Origin of the sequence: Leeuwenhoekiella sp. H156 (assembly GCF_052218455.1) — a bacterium.
Classification (GTDB): Bacteria; Bacteroidota; Bacteroidia; order Flavobacteriales; family Flavobacteriaceae; genus Leeuwenhoekiella; species Leeuwenhoekiella parthenopeia.
The window spans coordinates 2,626,037-2,643,699 of record NZ_CP197499.1; the positions used below are offsets into that span (position 1 = coordinate 2,626,037).

A 17,663-nucleotide genomic window follows, 5' to 3' on the forward strand; every position below is an offset into this window, starting at 1 on the left:
TTTAAAATATGAAAGAGTTAAAATCCCATTTCGAACTGGATAACCGGCAGCGAAATGGGATTTTGCTTTTAGTGCTATTAGTACTCGTTAGCTGGGCGTTGTATTTTTTTATTGAACCGCCCCAAAACGACTCCAATTCCAGAGCTTTAAACGAGGAGCAGATAAACATTTTTGAAGCGCGAATCGATAGTATTCAGAAGCTTCAGGATAGTCTTAATCAGCCAAAAATGTATTCCTTCAACCCAAACTTTATTACCGATTATAAGGGATATACTTTGGGTATGGAAGTTGAAGAAATAGACCGGTTGTTACGCTTTCGCGAAAGCGGGAAATGGATCAATTCGGCTGAAGACTTTCAGCAGGTAACAGGAGTTTCAGATTCGCTTCTGGCCGCTATCGCTCCCTATTTTAAATTCCCCGAATGGGTAAATAAACCGAGAACGGAATATCAGCCCTTTCAAAAGGAGGCCGAGTCGCCCGGTTCAAAAAGTGACTTAAACACCGTGTCGTTTGAAGAATTAATGAATCTTGAAGAATTAGATCAGGTTATGGCCAGGCGCATTTTGGATTACCGAAGGAAGTTGGGTGGTTTTCTTGACGACAGGCAGTTGTATGATGTGTACGGTATCTCAAAAGAACAGGTGAAACAACTTCAAAGTCGTTACACGGTACTTTCCAAACCGGAGATCAAACGGATTGATGTAAATAAGGCAAACGCTTCAGACCTGTCAACCGTGCCTTTTATTACTTTTGATATCGCTCGCGAAATCGTGAATTACAGGACGCTGCATGACGGTATTTCAGATCTGGATGAGCTCCTTAAAATAGACGGAATTACTACCTACAAATTAGATCGAATTAAATTATATTTGTCATCCAACCAAAATTAAGTAGGTGTATTAACGAATATTGAAGTTTATACTTACAGACTTCCTTTCCAATTACCTAATTAACAACATTCCCATTATGTATGGGAGCGATTATTTTAGTTCTAATATTCCGGAATCCTGTTTTTAGATAGGGCTTTAATTCCGGTAGGTGAAAAAAGCAATTACATGAACAACGCGTTTTTTTCAGAAGAGCATCAACTCTTCAGAGAAAGTTTGAGAGATTTTTTACAAAAAGAGGTAGTGCCTCACCTGGATAAATGGGAAGAGAGCGGAACCATAGAACGGTTCATTTGGTCCAAGATGGGAGAGATGGGCTATTTTGGCCTTGCTTACCCGGAGCAATATGGAGGGCTTGAACTGGATACCTTTTATACCGTTATTTTTCTGGAAGAGTTACAGCGCATCAATAGCGGAGGTTTTGCTGCCGCGATGTGGGCACATGCCTATCTGGCGATGACGCACCTCAATGCCGAAGGTTCTCCTGAGATTAAAGAAAAATATCTGGTTCCAAGTATTACCGGAGAGAAAATAGGTTGTCTTTGCATTACCGAACCTTTTGGAGGTTCTGATGTTGCCGGAATGCGCAGCACTGCGGTACTGGAAGGAGACCATTATATACTTAATGGTTCGAAAACCTTCATCACAAACGGAGTCTATTCCGATTATCTTGTCATTGCGGCGAAAACAGCTCCCGAGATGGGCAATAAAGGCATGAGCATTTTTGTGGTAGATCGTAATACCGAAGGTATTTCTGCTACAAAATTAAACAAACTGGGATGGCGTGCTTCAGATACCGGCGAGATCGCATTTAGCGATGTGAAAATTCCGGTTTCCAACCTTATGGGTGAGGAGAATAAGGGCTTTCAGTATATTATGCAGCATTTTGCATTAGAGCGGCTTATAATGGGGATCAATGCACACGCCCGCGCAGAGTTTGCATTAGAATACACGCTTGGTTACATGGCAGAGCGAAAGGCTTTCGGGAAAAACCTGGACCGTTTTCAGGCTTTACGGCATGGTGTGGCAGATATGACTACCGAAGTTGAGGTGATAAAAACCTTCAACTATAATGTTGCTAGAAGTTTGGATAAGGGAGAATATGTGGTTAAAGAGGCCAGTATGTCAAAATTGATGGCGACCAAAATCGCAGACGAAGTAATCTACAAGTGTTTGCAAATGCTGGGAGGTTACGGCTATATGGAGGACTATCCGTTAGCGCGTATGTTTAGAGACAGCAGACTTGGCCCTATTGGCGGAGGTACTTCTGAAATCCTAAAAGAGATTATTGCGAAAATGGTAATCGACAAGAAGGAGTATAAGCCGGCTGCCAAATAAATATAAAAATAGTATTGCGGGTTGTAAAGATTGAATTATCTTTGCCGCCTGTAAACAGATAAGAATTTAAAGAAAGGAGGTACCACTATGTTAATTATACCAGTAAAAGACGGAGAAAATATCGATAGAGCGCTGAAGCGTTTCAAGAGAAAATTTGATAGAACGGGAACTATGCGTAAGCTGCGTGATCGTCAGGCATTCACAAAACCTTCTGTAGAACGTAGAAGAGAAATTCAGAAAGCCTCATATATTCAAGGTCTTCGCGATCAGGAGAATATTTAATATTCCGTCAGTAAAGTTTACACTTTACATGGCATTATTAACAGAAAGACTTATCCTCTTTCCATTAATATAAATTTAAACCGTCAGTTTTTCTGGCGGTTTTTTTATTTACAACAGTTTGGCTTGTGGTAGATTGCCGATGAATACCTATCTTTTGAATCTATCTAATAAGAATTAAAATTGGCCCTTTCTTCATTCATAGACTATCTCAATCTCGAGCGTAAGTATAGCAGGCATACGGTGACGGCATATAGCCGGGATATAGAATCATTTCTAGACTTTTTAGACGCAGAATATGGTGCAATGCCTGTGACTGAGGTTTCGTATCCGCTTATTCGCTCCTGGGTTGTGAAGTTGGGTGACGAGGGTTTGGGTAATCGTTCTGTAAACCGAAAGGTGGCGTCGTTAAAGTCGTATTTTAAATTCTTGCAGAAAACAGGAGTTTTGCAACAGTCCCCGCTTGCAAAGCATAAATCCCTTAAAGTTAAGAAAGAGATTCAGGTTCCTTTTTCGGGAGATGAGATAGATGCCGTGTTGGGAGAGTTGAGTAGCGGTTCTGATTTTGAATCGTTACGGGATTTGGCAATGGTATCTTTATTTTATGCTACAGGTATGCGCAGGAGTGAGTTGATCAACCTGAGGGTTAAAGATGTTGATTTGGCCCAGCGAAGCATTAAAGTGCTTGGAAAGCGCAACAAAGAGCGAATCATTCCGTTAATAAATTGGTTGGTCGATATTTTAAATACTTATATCGATCAGCGCAATCAGTGTTTTGGAGCTGAAGATGATAGACTTTTGCTTACTAACAAGGGTGAAAATCTGTACGATACGTTTGTTTACCGAACAATAAATCGCTACTTTAGTAAGGTGTCCCAAAAGACAAAGACGAGTCCGCATATGTTGCGGCATACTTTTGCAACCCATTTGCTTAATAACGGAGCAGATTTGAATGGGGTCAAAGAATTACTGGGGCACGCCAGTTTAGCATCTACTCAGGTGTACACGCACACGAGTATGGCTGAGCTAAGTAAGGTATATCAAAAGGCTCACCCGCGTAATCGCAGCGACGACTAAAACGTTTGCGTTTGATGTAGTGGGCTTAATCGAATTGTCAGATTCAAAAACTGATAATAAAGTCTCCGTTTAATGGAGTATATCTAACCAAGTAGTAATCTTAAAATGTGAACCTATGAAAGTAAGCGTGCAAACCCCACACTTTGTAGCAGACCAAAAGCTCATTAATTTCATTCAAAAAAAGATGGATAAGCTAGAACAGTTTTATGATCATATAATTTATGCGGATGTTTTTTTGAGATTAGAGAATACAAGTGATCGTCAGAACAAAATTGTTGAGATCCTGCTGAGTGTTCCCGGTAACGAGTTGATTGTCAAAAAACAAGCTAAATCATTTGAAGAAGGAGCCGATAGTTGCGCACAATCTTTAGAAAGACTTTTGGTAAAGCGGAAGCAAAAAATTAGGGCAAGTGCTTAAAAAAAGTTGAAAATATTTTTGTCAATTGTAAATTTATTCTACATTTGCAGTCCGTTAGAAATAGCGGACTTTTTTATGCCTGAAGAGGTGATAAAAAGCCGATGTAGCTCAGTTGGCTAGAGCACGTGATTTGTAATCTCGGGGTCGGGGGTTCGAGTCCCTTCATCGGCTCGTAATTTAGAAGTTTTGAATCGTGAAAATGATTTAAAGCTTTCGCAAAACGCAGAAATCGGCGTTTTTTGAAATATTGAATATACCAATATTGGGGAGATACTCAAGCGGCCAACGAGGACAGACTGTAACTCTGTTGTCATTAGACTTCGCAGGTTCGAATCCTGCTCTCCCCACTTTTATTTTGGCAGTTTATAATTTTTTTATAATTTTGCCGCCCAATGCGGGAGTAGCTCAGTTGGTAGAGCGTCAGCCTTCCAAGCTGAATGTCGCCGGTTCGAACCCGGTCTCCCGCTCTAGAATGCTTGTGGTTTTACCATAAGATTATAAATTTCTTAAACCAAATCTGATAGGCTTTGGTTGTGGTCCTTAATCGGACTATTAAGCCCTTTAGCTGAAGAGGTCAGCCCGGGTAATTCAGGCTTCGGCCGCAATTGAAGGGTATAAGTTTCTAAGCCGACGTAGCTCAGGGGTAGAGCGTTTCCTTGGTAAGGAAGAGGCCACGGGTTCAAATCCCGTCGTTGGCTCAATAGCAGTCGCTGCTGGTAAGAAAATAATGAGTGCTTTTGGTGCTCAATTTTTTGCGTTTGGGTAAAACCATAGCCGGCGTATCAGGTGCGTTTAAAATTAAACACTAATAATAACTAAGATTAAAAATTATTTAAATCATGGCAAAGGCAACATTTGATCGTTCCAAACCTCACTTAAATATTGGTACTATTGGGCACGTTGATCACGGTAAAACTACCCTGACTGCTGCTATTACCACTGTACTTGCGAGAGCAGGTCTTTCTGAATTAAGAAGCTTTGACTCTATTGACAACGCTCCTGAAGAAAAAGAAAGAGGTATTACTATTAATACATCTCACGTAGAGTATTCAACTGCTAACCGTCACTACGCACACGTTGACTGTCCAGGTCACGCGGATTATGTTAAAAACATGGTTACTGGTGCTGCTCAGATGGACGGTGCTATTCTTGTTGTTGCTGCGACTGATGGTCCTATGCCACAAACTCGTGAGCACATCCTTCTTGGTCGTCAGGTAGGTATTCCTCGTATCGTTGTATTCATGAATAAAGTGGATATGGTTGATGATGAAGAGCTTTTAGAGTTGGTAGAAATGGAAGTAAGAGATCTTCTTAGCTTCTATGAGTATGATGGTGACAATGGTCCTGTTGTACAAGGTTCTGCTCTAGGTGCACTTAATGGTGAGGAGAAATGGGAAGAGAAAGTTATGGAGCTTATGGAAGCTGTAGATAACTGGATTGAACTTCCTGCTCGTGATGTTGATAAGCCTTTCCTTATGCCTATCGAAGATGTATTCTCTATTACAGGTCGTGGTACTGTAGCTACCGGTCGTATTGAGACTGGTGTTGCTAACACCGGAGATCCAGTAGAGATCATTGGTATGGGTGCAGAAAAACTTACTTCTACTATCACCGGGGTTGAAATGTTCCGTAAGATATTAGATAGAGGTGAAGCTGGTGATAACGTAGGTATCTTATTGCGTGGTATTGAGAAAACTCAAATCTCTCGTGGTATGGTAATCGTTAAGCCAGGTTCTGTGAAGCCACACACTAAATTCAAAGCTGAGGTTTATATCCTTAAGAAAGAAGAAGGTGGTCGTCACACTCCATTCCACAATAACTACCGTCCGCAATTCTACGTGCGTACGACAGACGTAACTGGTAATATTTCTCTTCCTGATGGAGTAGAAATGGTAATGCCAGGAGATAACCTTACAATCACTGTTGAGTTGATTAACTCAATCGCGATGAACGTAGGTCTTCGTTTCGCAATCCGTGAAGGTGGTAGAACTGTAGGTGCTGGTCAGGTTACTGAAATTTTAGACTAAACAGGTACGGATTACCGAAGTATATAAAATTAAGGCGTCCGTGAAAATAACGGATGCCTTGATTTTTATAATCAATTTCCAAAGCTTTTAAAGCTTAAGGATACGGGTTTAGCTCAGTTGGTAGAGCACTGGTCTCCAAAACCAGGTGTCGGGAGTTCGAGCCTCTCAACCCGTGCTACGCACAGCATAAAAAGGTGTATGTGTAATCACAAAATGTGATATTATTTAAAAAGGCTTTGGTCTTTTAAAATGCTTAAAAATATTATGGCCGGATTTATTAATTACATTCAGGAGTCTTACAACGAATTGAAAAATCACGTAACCTGGACTCCGCTTTCAGAAGCTCAGCGCCTTACAGTTGTAGTGGCAGTTTTTACTATCGTTTTTTCTCTGGCAATCTGGGGAGTTGACACCGTTTTTAGTAGAGCAATCAAAGCATATTTCAATCTGGTAGGAGCTTAAAAAAATCACAATGGCTATAACAAACAATACCAAAGATAAAGACTGGTACGTGGTAAGGGCCGTAAGTGGTCAGGAGAACAAGGTTAAAGGATATATCGAGCAGGAAATATCCCGTTTTAATCTTGAAGAATACATCGAGCAGGTTCTTGTTCCTACTGAAAAAGTAGTGCAGATCCGAAACGGTAAAAAAATTAATAAAGAGCGTGTTTACTTCCCCGGTTATATTATGATTCACGCGAATCTTGGTGGTGAAGTAACGCATATGATTAAATCTATTAATGGAGTTATTGGATTCTTAGGTGAGACAAAAGGAGGAGATCCTGTGCCGCTTAGAACATCTGAAGTTAATAGAATGTTAGGTAAAGTCGATGAGTTGTCTGTTAAAACAGATAACGTTGCTATACCTTTTGTAATGGGAGAGACTGTTAAAGTAATAGACGGTCCTTTCAATGGATTTAACGGTACGGTTGAGAAGATTAATGAAGAGAAGCGTAAGCTTGAGGTGATGGTGAAAATCTTCGGTAGAAAGACCCCGTTAGAACTGAGTTACATGCAAGTTGAGAAAGTATAAGTGTTACACATATATCAGATATCGTTCTTCTGCTTCCACTAAAGGGCATATCAAACTAAATTTTTAAAAATGGCAAAAGAAGTAAGTAAGGTTGTTAAGTTGCAAGTTAAGGGGGGTGCGGCAAATCCGTCTCCACCTGTTGGACCAGCTTTAGGTGCTGCCGGTGTTAACATCATGGAGTTTTGTAAGCAGTTTAATGCTAGAACCCAGGATAAAGCCGGTAAAGTACTTCCTGTAGTAATTACTGTCTATGGTGATAAGTCTTTTGACTTTGTGGTTAAAACACCACCTGCTGCCATCCAATTGATGGAAGCAGCGAAGATCAAAGGAGGTTCTGGTGAGCCTAACCGTAAAAAAGTTGCTAGTGTAACTTGGGATCAGATCAAAGCGATCTCTGAAGACAAAATGCCAGATCTTAATGCATTTACAATAGAAAGTGCAATGAGAATGGTTGCAGGAACTGCCCGTTCAATGGGAATAACTGTAAAAGGACAGGCTCCTTTTTAACATCCGAAAAAGCAATTTAAAATGGCAAAAGTAACAAAAAAGCAAAAAGAAGCACGTGCTAAGGTAGATGCTAACGCTACGTATACATTGGCTGAAGCTTCTGCTTTAATCAAAGAAGTAAGCAAAGTTAATTTTGATCCTTCTGTTGACTTGGCTGTACGTCTTAATGTAGATCCGCGTAAAGCGAATCAAATGGTTCGTGGTGTGGTGACACTTCCTCACGGAACAGGTAAAGATGTAAAGGTTCTTGCTCTGGTAACTCCAGATAAAGAAGCTGAAGCTAAAGAAGCAGGAGCAGACTTTGTAGGTCTTGATGAATATTTGGAGAAAATCAAAAACGGCTGGACAGATGTTGATGTAATCATCACTATGCCTAGCGTAATGGGTAAATTAGGTCCTTTAGGACGTGTGTTAGGTCCTCGTGGTCTTATGCCAAACCCAAAAACCGGTACCGTAACAATGGATGTGGCTAAAGCTGTATCTGATGTTAAGGCTGGTAAGATTGATTTCAAAGTTGATAAGACTGGTATTGTACACGCTGCAATTGGTAAAGCATCTTTTGATGCAGACAAGATCGCAGCTAATGCAAGAGAATTGATAACCACATTGGTAAAATTAAAGCCTACCGCTGCTAAAGGTGTATATATCAAGAGTATATACATGTCTAGTACTATGAGTCCTAGTGTAGCTGTAGATTCTAAACGTTTTGCTGAGCAGTAAAAGTTAAATTATGACAAGAGAAGAAAAATCACAGGTAATTGAAGATTTGACTGCGCAGCTGGCTGAAAGTGCTCATATTTATTTAGCAGATATCTCTGGCTTAAATGCAGAGAATACTTCAAAATTAAGAAGAGCCTGCTTTAAAGCAAACGTGAAGCTGGCCGTGGTTAAAAATACATTGCTTGCAAAAGCAATGGAGAGCTCAGATAAGGATTTTGGTGAATTGCCTTCTATACTTAAAGGTAACACTTCTATAATGCTTTCTGAAACCGGTAATGCACCTGCAAAGGTTATTAAAGAGTTTCGTAAGAAATCTGATAAGCCTTTACTTAAAGGAGCATTTATCGAAGAGGCTATCTACATTGGCGATAATCAACTGGATGCGCTTGTAGATATCAAATCGAGAGAAGAACTCATTGGAGACATTGTTGGTCTTCTTCAATCACCAGCTAAGAACGTTATTAGCGCTCTTAAATCTGGAGGTTCAACGATTGCAGGCCTTGTGAAAACCCTTCAGGAACGAGAAGGTTAAAATACGTACGCACTTAATTATATATAATAGAAAATTTTTTTAAAAACGATAGAAAAATGGCAGATTTAAAAGATTTCGCAGAACAACTAGTTAACTTAACCGTAAAAGAGGTAAATGAGTTAGCTAAGATTTTAAAAGAGGAGTATGGTATCGAGCCTGCAGCTGCTGCTGTAGCTGTTGCTGGTGGCGGTGCTGCTGGTGGTGAGGATGCTGTAGAAGAGCAAACTGAATTTGATGTAATTCTTAAAGCCGCTGGTGGTTCTAAACTTGCAGTTGTAAAACTTGTAAAAGAATTAACCGGAGCTGGTCTTAAAGAAGCAAAAGAGCTTGTTGATAACGCACCAAGCCCAATCAAAGAAGGTATCGCTAAAGACGAAGCAGAAGCTATCAAAGCTCAATTAGAAGAAGCTGGAGCTGAAGTTGAGCTTAAGTAAGCTTAACTCCTGTAAATACAAAGGTTTAGGTCTTTTGCCAAGTGCAAATAGACCTAAACCATTTGTCGTATATAAGGTTTTCCTATAAATACGACGCATTATTGCCTTAGATTTCTTATGTTAAGAAATCTCTGAGTCTCTGAATAGTCAGATTCTCAATTTATTTTAATTAAATTCCGTTCGTTGAAGATGCAAGCAAAACAAGCTGAAAGACTGAATTTCTCATCGGTAAAGAACAGACCTGAATATCCCGACTTTTTGGATATACAGATAAAATCATTTCAGGATTTCTTTCAATTGGAGACCAAGTCTGAAGAAAGAGGAAATGAAGGACTTTACAATACCTTTCTAGAGAACTTCCCAATTACGGATACCCGTAACAACTTTGTACTAGAATTCTTAGATTACTTTGTAGATCCCCCGAGATACTCTATTCAGGAATGTATTGAACGCGGCTTAACTTATAGTGTTCCACTTAAAGCGCGTTTAAAACTTTACTGTACTGATGAAGAGCACGAAGATTTTGAAACCATAGTTCAGGATGTATATCTTGGTACTATACCCTATATGACTCCAAGTGGTACTTTTTGTATCAATGGAGCAGAACGCGTAGTTGTATCTCAGCTGCACCGTTCTCCGGGTGTTTTCTTTGGCCAGTCCTTTCACGCAAACGGTACCAAGTTATATTCAGCCCGTGTTATTCCTTTTAAAGGTTCATGGATTGAATTTGCTACCGATATTAACAGTGTGATGTATGCGTACATCGATCGTAAGAAAAAGTTACCGGTAACCACACTTTTCCGCGCCATAGGTTTTGAGCGCGATAAAGACATTTTAGAAATCTTCGACCTTGCAGAAGAGGTTAAAGTTTCTAAAACCGGACTTAAAAAATATTTAGGACGAAAACTTGCTGCCCGTGTATTGAATACCTGGCACGAAGATTTCGTAGATGAAGATACCGGTGAAGTGGTATCAATTGAGCGTAATGAGATCGTATTGGATCGTGATACGGTTCTTGAGAAAGAGCACGTAGATGAGATTCTTGATGCAGGTGCTAAAACCATCCTTCTTCACAAAGAGGATAATCAGTTAGCAGATTACGCCATCATCCACAATACCTTACAAAAAGACCCTACAAACTCTGAAAAAGAGGCTGTAGAACACATATATCGTCAATTACGTAATGCTGAGCCGCCAGATGAGGAAACAGCACGAGGTATTATTGACAAATTATTCTTTAGCGACCAGCGTTACAACTTAGGTGAAGTAGGTCGTTACCGAATGAACAAAAAATTAGGTTTAGATATCGGTATGGATAAGCAGGTGCTTACCAAGCAGGATATCATTACCATCGTTAAATATCTTATTGAGTTGATCAACTCAAAAGCGGAGATTGATGATATTGATCACCTTTCTAACCGTCGTGTACGTACTGTAGGGGAGCAGTTATCAACCCAGTTTGGTGTTGGTCTTGCGCGTATGGCTCGTACCATTCGTGAGCGTATGAACGTTCGTGACAATGAGGTATTTACTCCGATTGATTTGATTAACGCGAAAACTCTTTCGTCTGTAATTAACTCATTCTTTGGTACCAACCAGCTGTCTCAGTTTATGGACCAAACCAACCCACTTGCAGAAATCACGCATAAGCGTCGTCTTTCGGCACTAGGGCCCGGTGGTCTTTCTCGTGAGCGTGCAGGTTTTGAGGTTCGTGACGTACACTATACCCACTACGGGCGTCTGTGTCCTATCGAAACCCCTGAAGGTCCAAACATTGGTTTGATCTCTTCTTTGGCTGTTTATGCCAAAGTAAACAATATGGGATTCATCGAAACTCCCTATCGTACAGTAACCGATGGTAAAATAGACTTAGAAAGCAAACCACGCTATTTAAGTGCGGAAGAAGAAGAAGGTATGTTGATTGCTCAGGCAAACAACCCTATGGATGATTCCGGTAAGATTGAAGAAGATCGTGTTATTGCACGTATGGAGGGTGACTTCCCTGTTGTGGAGCCAAACACAGTACATTATGCTGACGTTTCTCCTAACCAGATCGCATCCATTTCGGCTTCATTGATTCCATTCCTGGAGCATGATGATGCTAACCGTGCGTTGATGGGGTCAAACATGATGCGTCAGGCGGTTCCACTTTTACGTGCTGAATCTCCTATTGTAGGTACAGGTCTTGAACGTCAGGTAGCTTCAGATTCTCGTGTATTGATCAATGCTGAAGGAGAAGGTGTGGTAGAATATGTTGATGCTAACGAAATCACAATCAAGTACGACCGTACCGAAGAAGAGCGTATGGTGAGCTTTGATGGCGATAGCAAAACCTATCAGTTAATTAAATTCCGTAAGACAAACCAAAGTACTTCTATTAACCTGAAGCCTATCGTAAGAAGAGGCGACCGCGTTAAGAAAGGACAGGTTCTTTGTCAGGGATACGCTACTGAAGCAGGTGAACTGGCTTTGGGTAGAAACATGAAAGTAGCCTTTATGCCTTGGAAAGGGTATAACTTTGAGGATGCAATTGTGATTTCTGAAAAAGTGGTTCGTGATGACATCTTTACCTCAATTCACGTGGATGAGTATTCATTAGATGTACGTGATACCAAATTAGGTAACGAAGAATTGACCAATGATATCCCTAACGTTTCTGAAGAGGCAACTAAAGACCTTGATGAAAACGGTATGATCCGCATTGGTGCAGAAGTGAAGCCTGGAGATATTTTAATTGGTAAGATTACTCCTAAAGGAGAATCAGATCCAACTCCGGAAGAAAAACTACTTCGTGCGATCTTCGGTGATAAAGCTGGTGATGTAAAAGATGCTTCGTTAAAAGCTTCTCCTTCATTAAGAGGGGTTGTTATTGACAAGAAACTTTTCGCAAGAGCAATAAAAGATAAGCGCAAGCGCGCAAAAGATAAAGAGGATATTTCTGCATTAGAAGCAGAATATGACCAGAAGTTTGATGAGCTTAAAGCCGTTTTAGTTGATAAATTATTCCAGCTTGTAAATGGTAAGACTGCTCAGGGTGTTAAGAATGATTTAGGGGAAGAAGTATTACCAAAAGGTAAGAAATTCACGCTTAAAATGCTTAACGCTGTTGAAGACTATACCCACCTGAATCAGGGAACCTGGACTACAGACGATGCAACCAATGCAATGATTGCAGATTTGTTGCACAACTACCGTATTAAGGAAAATGACCTTCAGGGTAACTTGCGTCGTGAGAAATTTACCATCTCTGTAGGGGACGAACTTCCTGCAGGAATTATCAAACTTGCGAAAGTGTACGTTGCTAAAAAACGTAAGCTGAAAGTAGGGGATAAGATGGCAGGTCGTCACGGTAACAAAGGTATTGTCGCACGTATCGTACGTGAGGAGGATATGCCATTCTTAGAAGATGGTACTCCTGTTGATATCGTACTAAACCCGCTGGGTGTACCTTCTCGTATGAACATTGGTCAGATTTATGAAACGGTTCTTGGATGGGCCGGTCAGAAATTAGGGCAGAAGTATGCAACGCCAATCTTTGATGGTGCTACTCTTGACCAGATCAATGAACTTACTGATGAGGCAGGTATCCCAAGATTTGGACACACCTATCTGTATGACGGTGGTACCGGTGATCGTTTTGATCAGCCTGCAACCGTTGGGGTTATCTATATGCTTAAACTGGGGCATATGGTTGATGATAAGATGCACGCACGTTCAATAGGACCTTACTCCTTGATTACGCAACAGCCATTAGGTGGTAAAGCACAATTTGGTGGTCAGCGTTTTGGTGAGATGGAGGTTTGGGCTCTTGAGGCATATGGAGCTTCGGCTACCTTGAGAGAAATCCTTACCGTGAAGTCTGATGATGTTATTGGTAGAGCCAAAACTTACGAAAGTATCGTTAAAGGTGAGCCAATGCCGGAACCGGGTCTTCCTGAGTCGTTCAACGTATTGATGCACGAACTTAAAGGTTTGGGTCTGGACATTCGTCTGGAAGAATAGATACTAAAGGGTTACGCTTCCGCGGAAGCGTAACTTCTTTATAAAGTATCACAAAACAAAAAGAATAATTTTCGACATAAGGTATTATGGCAAGAGATAATGATAAGAATGCAGTAAAGAGATTTGACAAAATCTCTATTGGTCTTGCGTCTCCCGAAGCGATTTTGGCTGAATCACGCGGTGAGGTGTTAAAACCAGAAACTATAAATTACCGTACGCACAAACCAGAGCGTGACGGTTTATTCTGCGAGCGTATCTTTGGTCCTGTTAAGGATTATGAGTGTGCTTGTGGTAAGTATAAGCGTATACGTTACAAGGGTATTGTTTGTGACCGTTGTGGTGTAGAAGTTACTGAGAAGAAAGTACGTAGAGACCGTGTGGGACACATCAATCTTGTGGTTCCTGTTGCGCACATCTGGTACTTTAGAAGTTTGCCAAATAAAATAGGGTATCTTTTAGGTCTTCCATCCAAGAAATTGGATATGATTATCTATTATGAGCGCTATGTAGTTATTCAGCCGGGTATTGCAAACAACGAAGAAGGAGAGCCATTGCAAAAAATGGATTTCCTAACGGAAGAAGAATACCTAAACGTTCTGGATTCTATTCCACAGGAAAATATGTACCTGGAAGATAGCGATCCAAATAAATTCATCGCTAAGATGGGTGCTGAATGTCTTATTGAATTGTTGAGACGTATTGATCTTAACGAGCTTTCTTATGACCTGCGTCATAAAGCAAACAATGAGACTTCAAAACAACGTAAAACCGAAGCCTTAAAGCGTCTTCAGGTAGTGGAAGCTTTACGTGATGCTAACAAGAACCGTGAAAACCTTCCGGAGTGGATGATTATGAAAGTAATCCCTGTAATCCCGCCGGAATTGCGTCCGCTTGTGCCGCTTGATGGTGGTCGTTTTGCGACTTCAGATTTAAATGACTTATACCGTCGTGTGATCATTCGTAACAACCGTTTGAAGCGTTTGATGGAAATCAAAGCCCCGGAGGTAATCTTGCGTAATGAGAAGCGTATGCTTCAGGAAGCGGTAGATTCATTATTTGATAACACCCGTAAGTCTTCAGCGGTAAAAACCGATTCTAACAGACCTTTAAAGTCACTTTCTGACTCACTTAAAGGTAAGCAAGGTCGTTTCCGTCAGAACTTACTTGGTAAGCGTGTTGATTACTCTGCACGTTCGGTAATTGTTGTAGGACCAGAATTAAAACTTTACGAGTGCGGTCTTCCAAAAGATATGGCTGCTGAACTTTACAAGCCTTTCGTAATCAGAAAACTGATTGAGCGTGGTATTGTAAAAACCGTAAAGTCCGCTAAAAAGATTATAGATAAGAAAGAGCCTGTAGTTTGGGACATCCTGGAAAACGTTCTTAAAGGACATCCGGTGTTGCTAAACCGTGCTCCAACGCTTCACCGTCTGGGTATACAGGCGTTTCAGCCTAAATTAATTGAAGGTAAGGCGATTCAGCTTCACCCATTAGTTTGTACGGCATTTAACGCAGATTTCGATGGTGACCAGATGGCGGTTCACCTTCCATTAGGACCTGAAGCTATTCTTGAAGCTCAGATGTTAATGCTTGCTTCAAACAATATCCTTAACCCTGCTAACGGTGCGCCTATTACCGTACCTTCTCAGGATATGGTATTGGGTCTGTATTATATGACCAAAGCGCGTAAGAGTACTCCGGAACATCCAATTCTTGGAGAAGGGATTACATTTTACAGCCCTGAAGAAGTGGTTATTGCTCACAACCAGAAGCGCGTAAATATTAACGCGATCATTAAGATACGTACCAAAGATTTCAATGAAAATGGAGAATTAGTTCCACAAATCATTGAGACTACTGTAGGTCGTGTTCTATTTAATGAGAGTGTACCGGAAGAGGCGGGTTATATCAACGAAGTATTGACTAAAAAGTCTCTACGTGATGTAATTGCCAGAATATTAAAATTAACCAGTGTTCCACGTACTGCCGAGTTCCTTGACAGTATCAAAACACTAGGATATACCTTCGCATTTAGAGGAGGACTTTCGTTTTCGTTAGGGGATATTATTATTCCTGCAGAGAAATATGAGATGATTGAAGAGGCCAATACGCAGGTAGACGGTATTATGTCTAGCTATAATATGGGTCTTATTACTAACTCAGAGCGTTACAATCAGGTAATTGACGTTTGGACGTCAACCAATGCTTCGCTTACTGAGTTATCTATGAAACGTATCCGTGAAGACCAGCAAGGTTTCAACTCGGTATATATGATGCTTGACTCAGGTGCTCGTGGATCTAAAGAACAGATTCGTCAGTTGACCGGTATGCGTGGATTGATGGCTAAGCCTAAGAAATCAAATGATGGAGGTGGAGCAATTATTGAAAACCCGATTCTTTCTAACTTTAAGGAAGGTCTTTCAATTCTTGAATACTTTATCTCTACTCACGGGGCGCGTAAAGGTCTTGCCGATACCGCACTTAAAACTGCGGATGCGGGTTACTTAACCCGTCGTCTGGTAGATGTTTCTCAGGATGTGATTGTAAACAGTGAAGATTGCGATACCTTAAGAGGTGTTGAAGTATCTGCACTTAAGAAAAACGAAGAAGTTGTAGAAACTCTTGAAGCCCGTATTATAGGTCGAATCGCTCTTAACGATGTGATTAACCCGCTAAACGGTGAAGTACTTGTTGTTGCAGGTCAGGAAATCAGTGAAGAGTTGGCTGCAGAAATCACTAAAGCGCCTATTGAAAGCGTAGAAGTGCGTTCTCCACTTACTTGTGAGGCTCCTAAAGGAATCTGTGCAAAATGTTACGGTAGAAACCTTGCGACCAATAAGATGGTGCAGATGGGTGAAGCTGTAGGTGTTGTGGCTGCTCAATCAATTGGTGAGCCGGGTACACAGCTTACACTTCGTACTTTCCACGTGGGTGGTATTGCAGGTAACATTTCAGAGGAAAACAAAGTGGTTTCTAAATTCGATGGTCGTCTGGAGATTGAAGATCTTAAGACTGTTGAAGGTGAGGCGCCAGATGGTTCTACTTCTAATATTGTTATTTCACGTACTTCAGAAGCTAAAATCGTTGACGCTAAAACCGGAATTTTACTAAGTACAAACAACATTCCTTACGGTTCTCAGCTCTTTATGAAAGACGGAGATAAAGTAACTAAAGGAGATGTGATCTGTACCTGGGATCCATTTAACGGGGTTATTATTTCTGAATTTGCCGGTAAGATCAAATACGAGAATATAGAGCAAGGTTTAACCTATCAGGTAGAGACCGATGAACAAACCGGTTTCCAGGAGAAGGTTATTTCAGAATCGCGTAACAAGCGTATGATTCCTACCCTGCACATTATGGGTAAAAAAGACGAAATAATTCGTTCCTATAACTTACCGGTAGGTGCTCACTTGATGGTAGATAACGACGAGAAGATTAAAATTGGTAAAATCCTGGTTAAAATACCTCGTAAGTCTGCAAAAGCAGGGGATATTACCGGTGGTCTTCCACGTGTAACCGAATTGTTTGAAGCACGTAACCCATCTAACCCTGCTGTAGTAAGTGAGATTGATGGCGTGGTTTCTTTCGGTAAAATCAAGCGTGGTAACCGCGAGATTATCGTTGAATCTAAACTTGGAGAAGTTAAGAAATACCTGGTTAAACTGTCGAATCAAATCCTTGTTCAGGAAAATGACTTCGTAAGAGCAGGTATGCCATTATCTGATGGTTCTGTAACTCCGGAGGATATTCTTGCAATCAAAGGTCCATCTGCTGTTCAGCAGTATTTGGTAAATGAGGTTCAGGAAGTATACCGTTTACAGGGTGTGAAGATTAATGATAAGCACTTTGAGGTGGTTGTTCGTCAAATGATGCGTAAAGTACGCATTCAGGATCCGGGTGATACCATCTTCTTAGAGAATCAATTGGTACACAAAGATGACTTCATTGCAGAAAATGATGCTATTTTCGGAATGAAAGTTATTGAAGATGCCGGTGACTCTGATACCTTAAAGCCTGGTCAAATCATTTCGCCAAGAGACTTGAGAGATGCAAACTCAATCTTGAGAAGAGAAGATAAGACCTTAGCAACAGCTCGAGACGTTGTCGCAGCAACTGCTACTCCGGTTCTTCAGGGTATTACCAGAGCTTCGCTTCAAACCAAGTCCTTTATCTCTGCGGCTTCGTTCCAGGAGACAACCAAGGTTCTTAACGAAGCGGCTGTAAGCGGTAAAATAGATGAACTTGAAGGTCTTAAAGAGAATGTAATTGTAGGTCACAGAATTCCTGCCGGTACCGGTCTAAGACGATACGATAAGATTATCGTAGGTAGCAAGCAAGAACTTGAAGAACTCAATGCAGCTCGAGAAGAAGTAAACTTTAATTAATAATTATACAGAAAACAGCTT

14 protein-coding genes and 5 tRNA genes are annotated in these 17,663 nt (G+C 40.8%); all 19 read left to right on the forward strand.

Annotated elements, in window-relative coordinates:
- Nucleotides 1-8 precede the first annotated feature (8 nt).
- The 19 genes from ACSSS3_RS11490 (at nt 9) to rpoC (ending at nt 17,642) form a co-directional block, all read left to right on the forward strand.
- A complete protein-coding gene (locus ACSSS3_RS11490) occupies nt 9-890 on the forward strand; it encodes a ComEA family DNA-binding protein (RefSeq protein ID WP_442844738.1) in 882 nt (293 codons plus the stop codon).
- Nucleotides 891-1,055: 165 nt separating this feature from the next.
- Complete coding sequence (locus ACSSS3_RS11495) at nt 1,056-2,225, forward strand: acyl-CoA dehydrogenase family protein (RefSeq protein WP_442844739.1); 1,170 nt, start codon at nt 1,056-1,058, stop codon at nt 2,223-2,225.
- Between the two features lie 87 nt (nt 2,226-2,312).
- Nucleotides 2,313-2,507 carry a 30S ribosomal protein S21 gene (gene rpsU / locus ACSSS3_RS11500; RefSeq protein WP_009781174.1) on the forward strand — a complete coding sequence of 65 codons (195 nt, stop codon included), beginning with the start codon at nt 2,313-2,315 and terminating at the stop codon, nt 2,505-2,507.
- A 180-nt stretch (nt 2,508-2,687) separates the two neighbouring features.
- Nucleotides 2,688-3,581, forward strand: a complete 894-nt coding sequence (locus tag ACSSS3_RS11505) for a tyrosine-type recombinase/integrase (protein ID WP_442844740.1) — start codon at nt 2,688-2,690, stop codon at nt 3,579-3,581.
- 115 nt (nt 3,582-3,696) lie between these two features.
- Nucleotides 3,697-3,999: a ribosome hibernation-promoting factor, HPF/YfiA family gene (gene hpf / locus ACSSS3_RS11510; RefSeq protein ID WP_228231092.1), complete on the forward strand. Its 303-nt coding sequence runs from the start codon at nt 3,697-3,699 to the stop codon at nt 3,997-3,999.
- Between the two features lie 97 nt (nt 4,000-4,096).
- A tRNA-Thr gene (locus tag ACSSS3_RS11515) sits at nt 4,097-4,170 on the forward strand.
- A 93-nt stretch (nt 4,171-4,263) separates the two neighbouring features.
- A tRNA-Tyr gene (locus tag ACSSS3_RS11520) sits at nt 4,264-4,346 on the forward strand.
- A 47-nt stretch (nt 4,347-4,393) separates the two neighbouring features.
- Nucleotides 4,394-4,466, forward strand: a tRNA-Gly gene (locus ACSSS3_RS11525).
- A gap of 159 nt (nt 4,467-4,625) precedes the next feature.
- Nucleotides 4,626-4,697, forward strand: a tRNA-Thr gene (locus tag ACSSS3_RS11530).
- Between the two features lie 141 nt (nt 4,698-4,838).
- The gene (gene tuf, locus ACSSS3_RS11535) at nt 4,839-6,026 is read left to right on the forward strand and encodes an elongation factor Tu (protein WP_228231093.1); all 1,188 of its coding nucleotides are present in this window, start codon (nt 4,839-4,841) and stop codon (nt 6,024-6,026) included.
- Between the two features lie 102 nt (nt 6,027-6,128).
- Nucleotides 6,129-6,201: transfer RNA gene (locus tag ACSSS3_RS11540), tRNA-Trp, on the forward strand.
- Nucleotides 6,202-6,290: 89 nt separating this feature from the next.
- Nucleotides 6,291-6,488, forward strand: a complete 198-nt coding sequence (gene secE / locus ACSSS3_RS11545) for a preprotein translocase subunit SecE (protein ID WP_228231094.1) — start codon at nt 6,291-6,293, stop codon at nt 6,486-6,488.
- 10 nt (nt 6,489-6,498) lie between these two features.
- Nucleotides 6,499-7,059 (forward strand): transcription termination/antitermination protein NusG, encoded by a 561-nt coding sequence (nusG, locus tag ACSSS3_RS11550; protein WP_228231095.1) that lies wholly within the window; start codon nt 6,499-6,501, stop codon nt 7,057-7,059.
- A 69-nt stretch (nt 7,060-7,128) separates the two neighbouring features.
- Nucleotides 7,129-7,566 carry a 50S ribosomal protein L11 gene (gene rplK, locus ACSSS3_RS11555; protein ID WP_228231096.1) on the forward strand — a complete coding sequence of 146 codons (438 nt, stop codon included), beginning with the start codon at nt 7,129-7,131 and terminating at the stop codon, nt 7,564-7,566.
- A gap of 21 nt (nt 7,567-7,587) precedes the next feature.
- Nucleotides 7,588-8,286: a 50S ribosomal protein L1 gene (gene rplA / locus ACSSS3_RS11560; RefSeq protein WP_228231097.1), complete on the forward strand. Its 699-nt coding sequence runs from the start codon at nt 7,588-7,590 to the stop codon at nt 8,284-8,286.
- A gap of 10 nt (nt 8,287-8,296) precedes the next feature.
- Complete coding sequence (rplJ, locus tag ACSSS3_RS11565; protein WP_228231098.1) at nt 8,297-8,818, forward strand: 50S ribosomal protein L10; 522 nt, start codon at nt 8,297-8,299, stop codon at nt 8,816-8,818.
- 56 nt (nt 8,819-8,874) lie between these two features.
- Nucleotides 8,875-9,252: a 50S ribosomal protein L7/L12 gene (gene rplL, locus ACSSS3_RS11570; protein ID WP_228231099.1), complete on the forward strand. Its 378-nt coding sequence runs from the start codon at nt 8,875-8,877 to the stop codon at nt 9,250-9,252.
- Between the two features lie 189 nt (nt 9,253-9,441).
- Nucleotides 9,442-13,254, forward strand: a complete 3,813-nt coding sequence (rpoB, locus tag ACSSS3_RS11575) for a DNA-directed RNA polymerase subunit beta (RefSeq protein WP_442844741.1) — start codon at nt 9,442-9,444, stop codon at nt 13,252-13,254.
- A gap of 86 nt (nt 13,255-13,340) precedes the next feature.
- Entirely contained in the window at nt 13,341-17,642 is a 4,302-nt protein-coding gene (rpoC, locus tag ACSSS3_RS11580; protein ID WP_228231101.1) for a DNA-directed RNA polymerase subunit beta', read from the forward strand.
- Nucleotides 17,643-17,663: the final 21 nt, after the last annotated feature.

What these genes read in the sequence shown, in the direction of transcription:
- ACSSS3_RS11490 (WP_442844738.1), top strand. Translation starts at nt 9, where the DNA reads ATGAAAGAGTTAAAATCCCATTTCGAACTGGATAACCGGCAGCGAAAT.
- ACSSS3_RS11495 (WP_442844739.1), top strand. Translation starts at nt 1,056, where the DNA reads ATGAACAACGCGTTTTTTTCAGAAGAGCATCAACTCTTCAGAGAAAGT.
- rpsU (WP_009781174.1), top strand. Translation starts at nt 2,313, where the DNA reads ATGTTAATTATACCAGTAAAAGACGGAGAAAATATCGATAGAGCGCTG.
- hpf (WP_228231092.1), top strand. Translation starts at nt 3,697, where the DNA reads ATGAAAGTAAGCGTGCAAACCCCACACTTTGTAGCAGACCAAAAGCTC.
- tuf (WP_228231093.1), top strand. Translation starts at nt 4,839, where the DNA reads ATGGCAAAGGCAACATTTGATCGTTCCAAACCTCACTTAAATATTGGT.
- secE (WP_228231094.1), top strand. Translation starts at nt 6,291, where the DNA reads ATGGCCGGATTTATTAATTACATTCAGGAGTCTTACAACGAATTGAAA.
- nusG (WP_228231095.1), top strand. Translation starts at nt 6,499, where the DNA reads ATGGCTATAACAAACAATACCAAAGATAAAGACTGGTACGTGGTAAGG.
- rplK (WP_228231096.1), top strand. Translation starts at nt 7,129, where the DNA reads ATGGCAAAAGAAGTAAGTAAGGTTGTTAAGTTGCAAGTTAAGGGGGGT.
- rplA (WP_228231097.1), top strand. Translation starts at nt 7,588, where the DNA reads ATGGCAAAAGTAACAAAAAAGCAAAAAGAAGCACGTGCTAAGGTAGAT.
- rplJ (WP_228231098.1), top strand. Translation starts at nt 8,297, where the DNA reads ATGACAAGAGAAGAAAAATCACAGGTAATTGAAGATTTGACTGCGCAG.
- rplL (WP_228231099.1), top strand. Translation starts at nt 8,875, where the DNA reads ATGGCAGATTTAAAAGATTTCGCAGAACAACTAGTTAACTTAACCGTA.
- rpoB (WP_442844741.1), top strand. Translation starts at nt 9,442, where the DNA reads ATGCAAGCAAAACAAGCTGAAAGACTGAATTTCTCATCGGTAAAGAAC.
- rpoC (WP_228231101.1), top strand. Translation starts at nt 13,341, where the DNA reads ATGGCAAGAGATAATGATAAGAATGCAGTAAAGAGATTTGACAAAATC.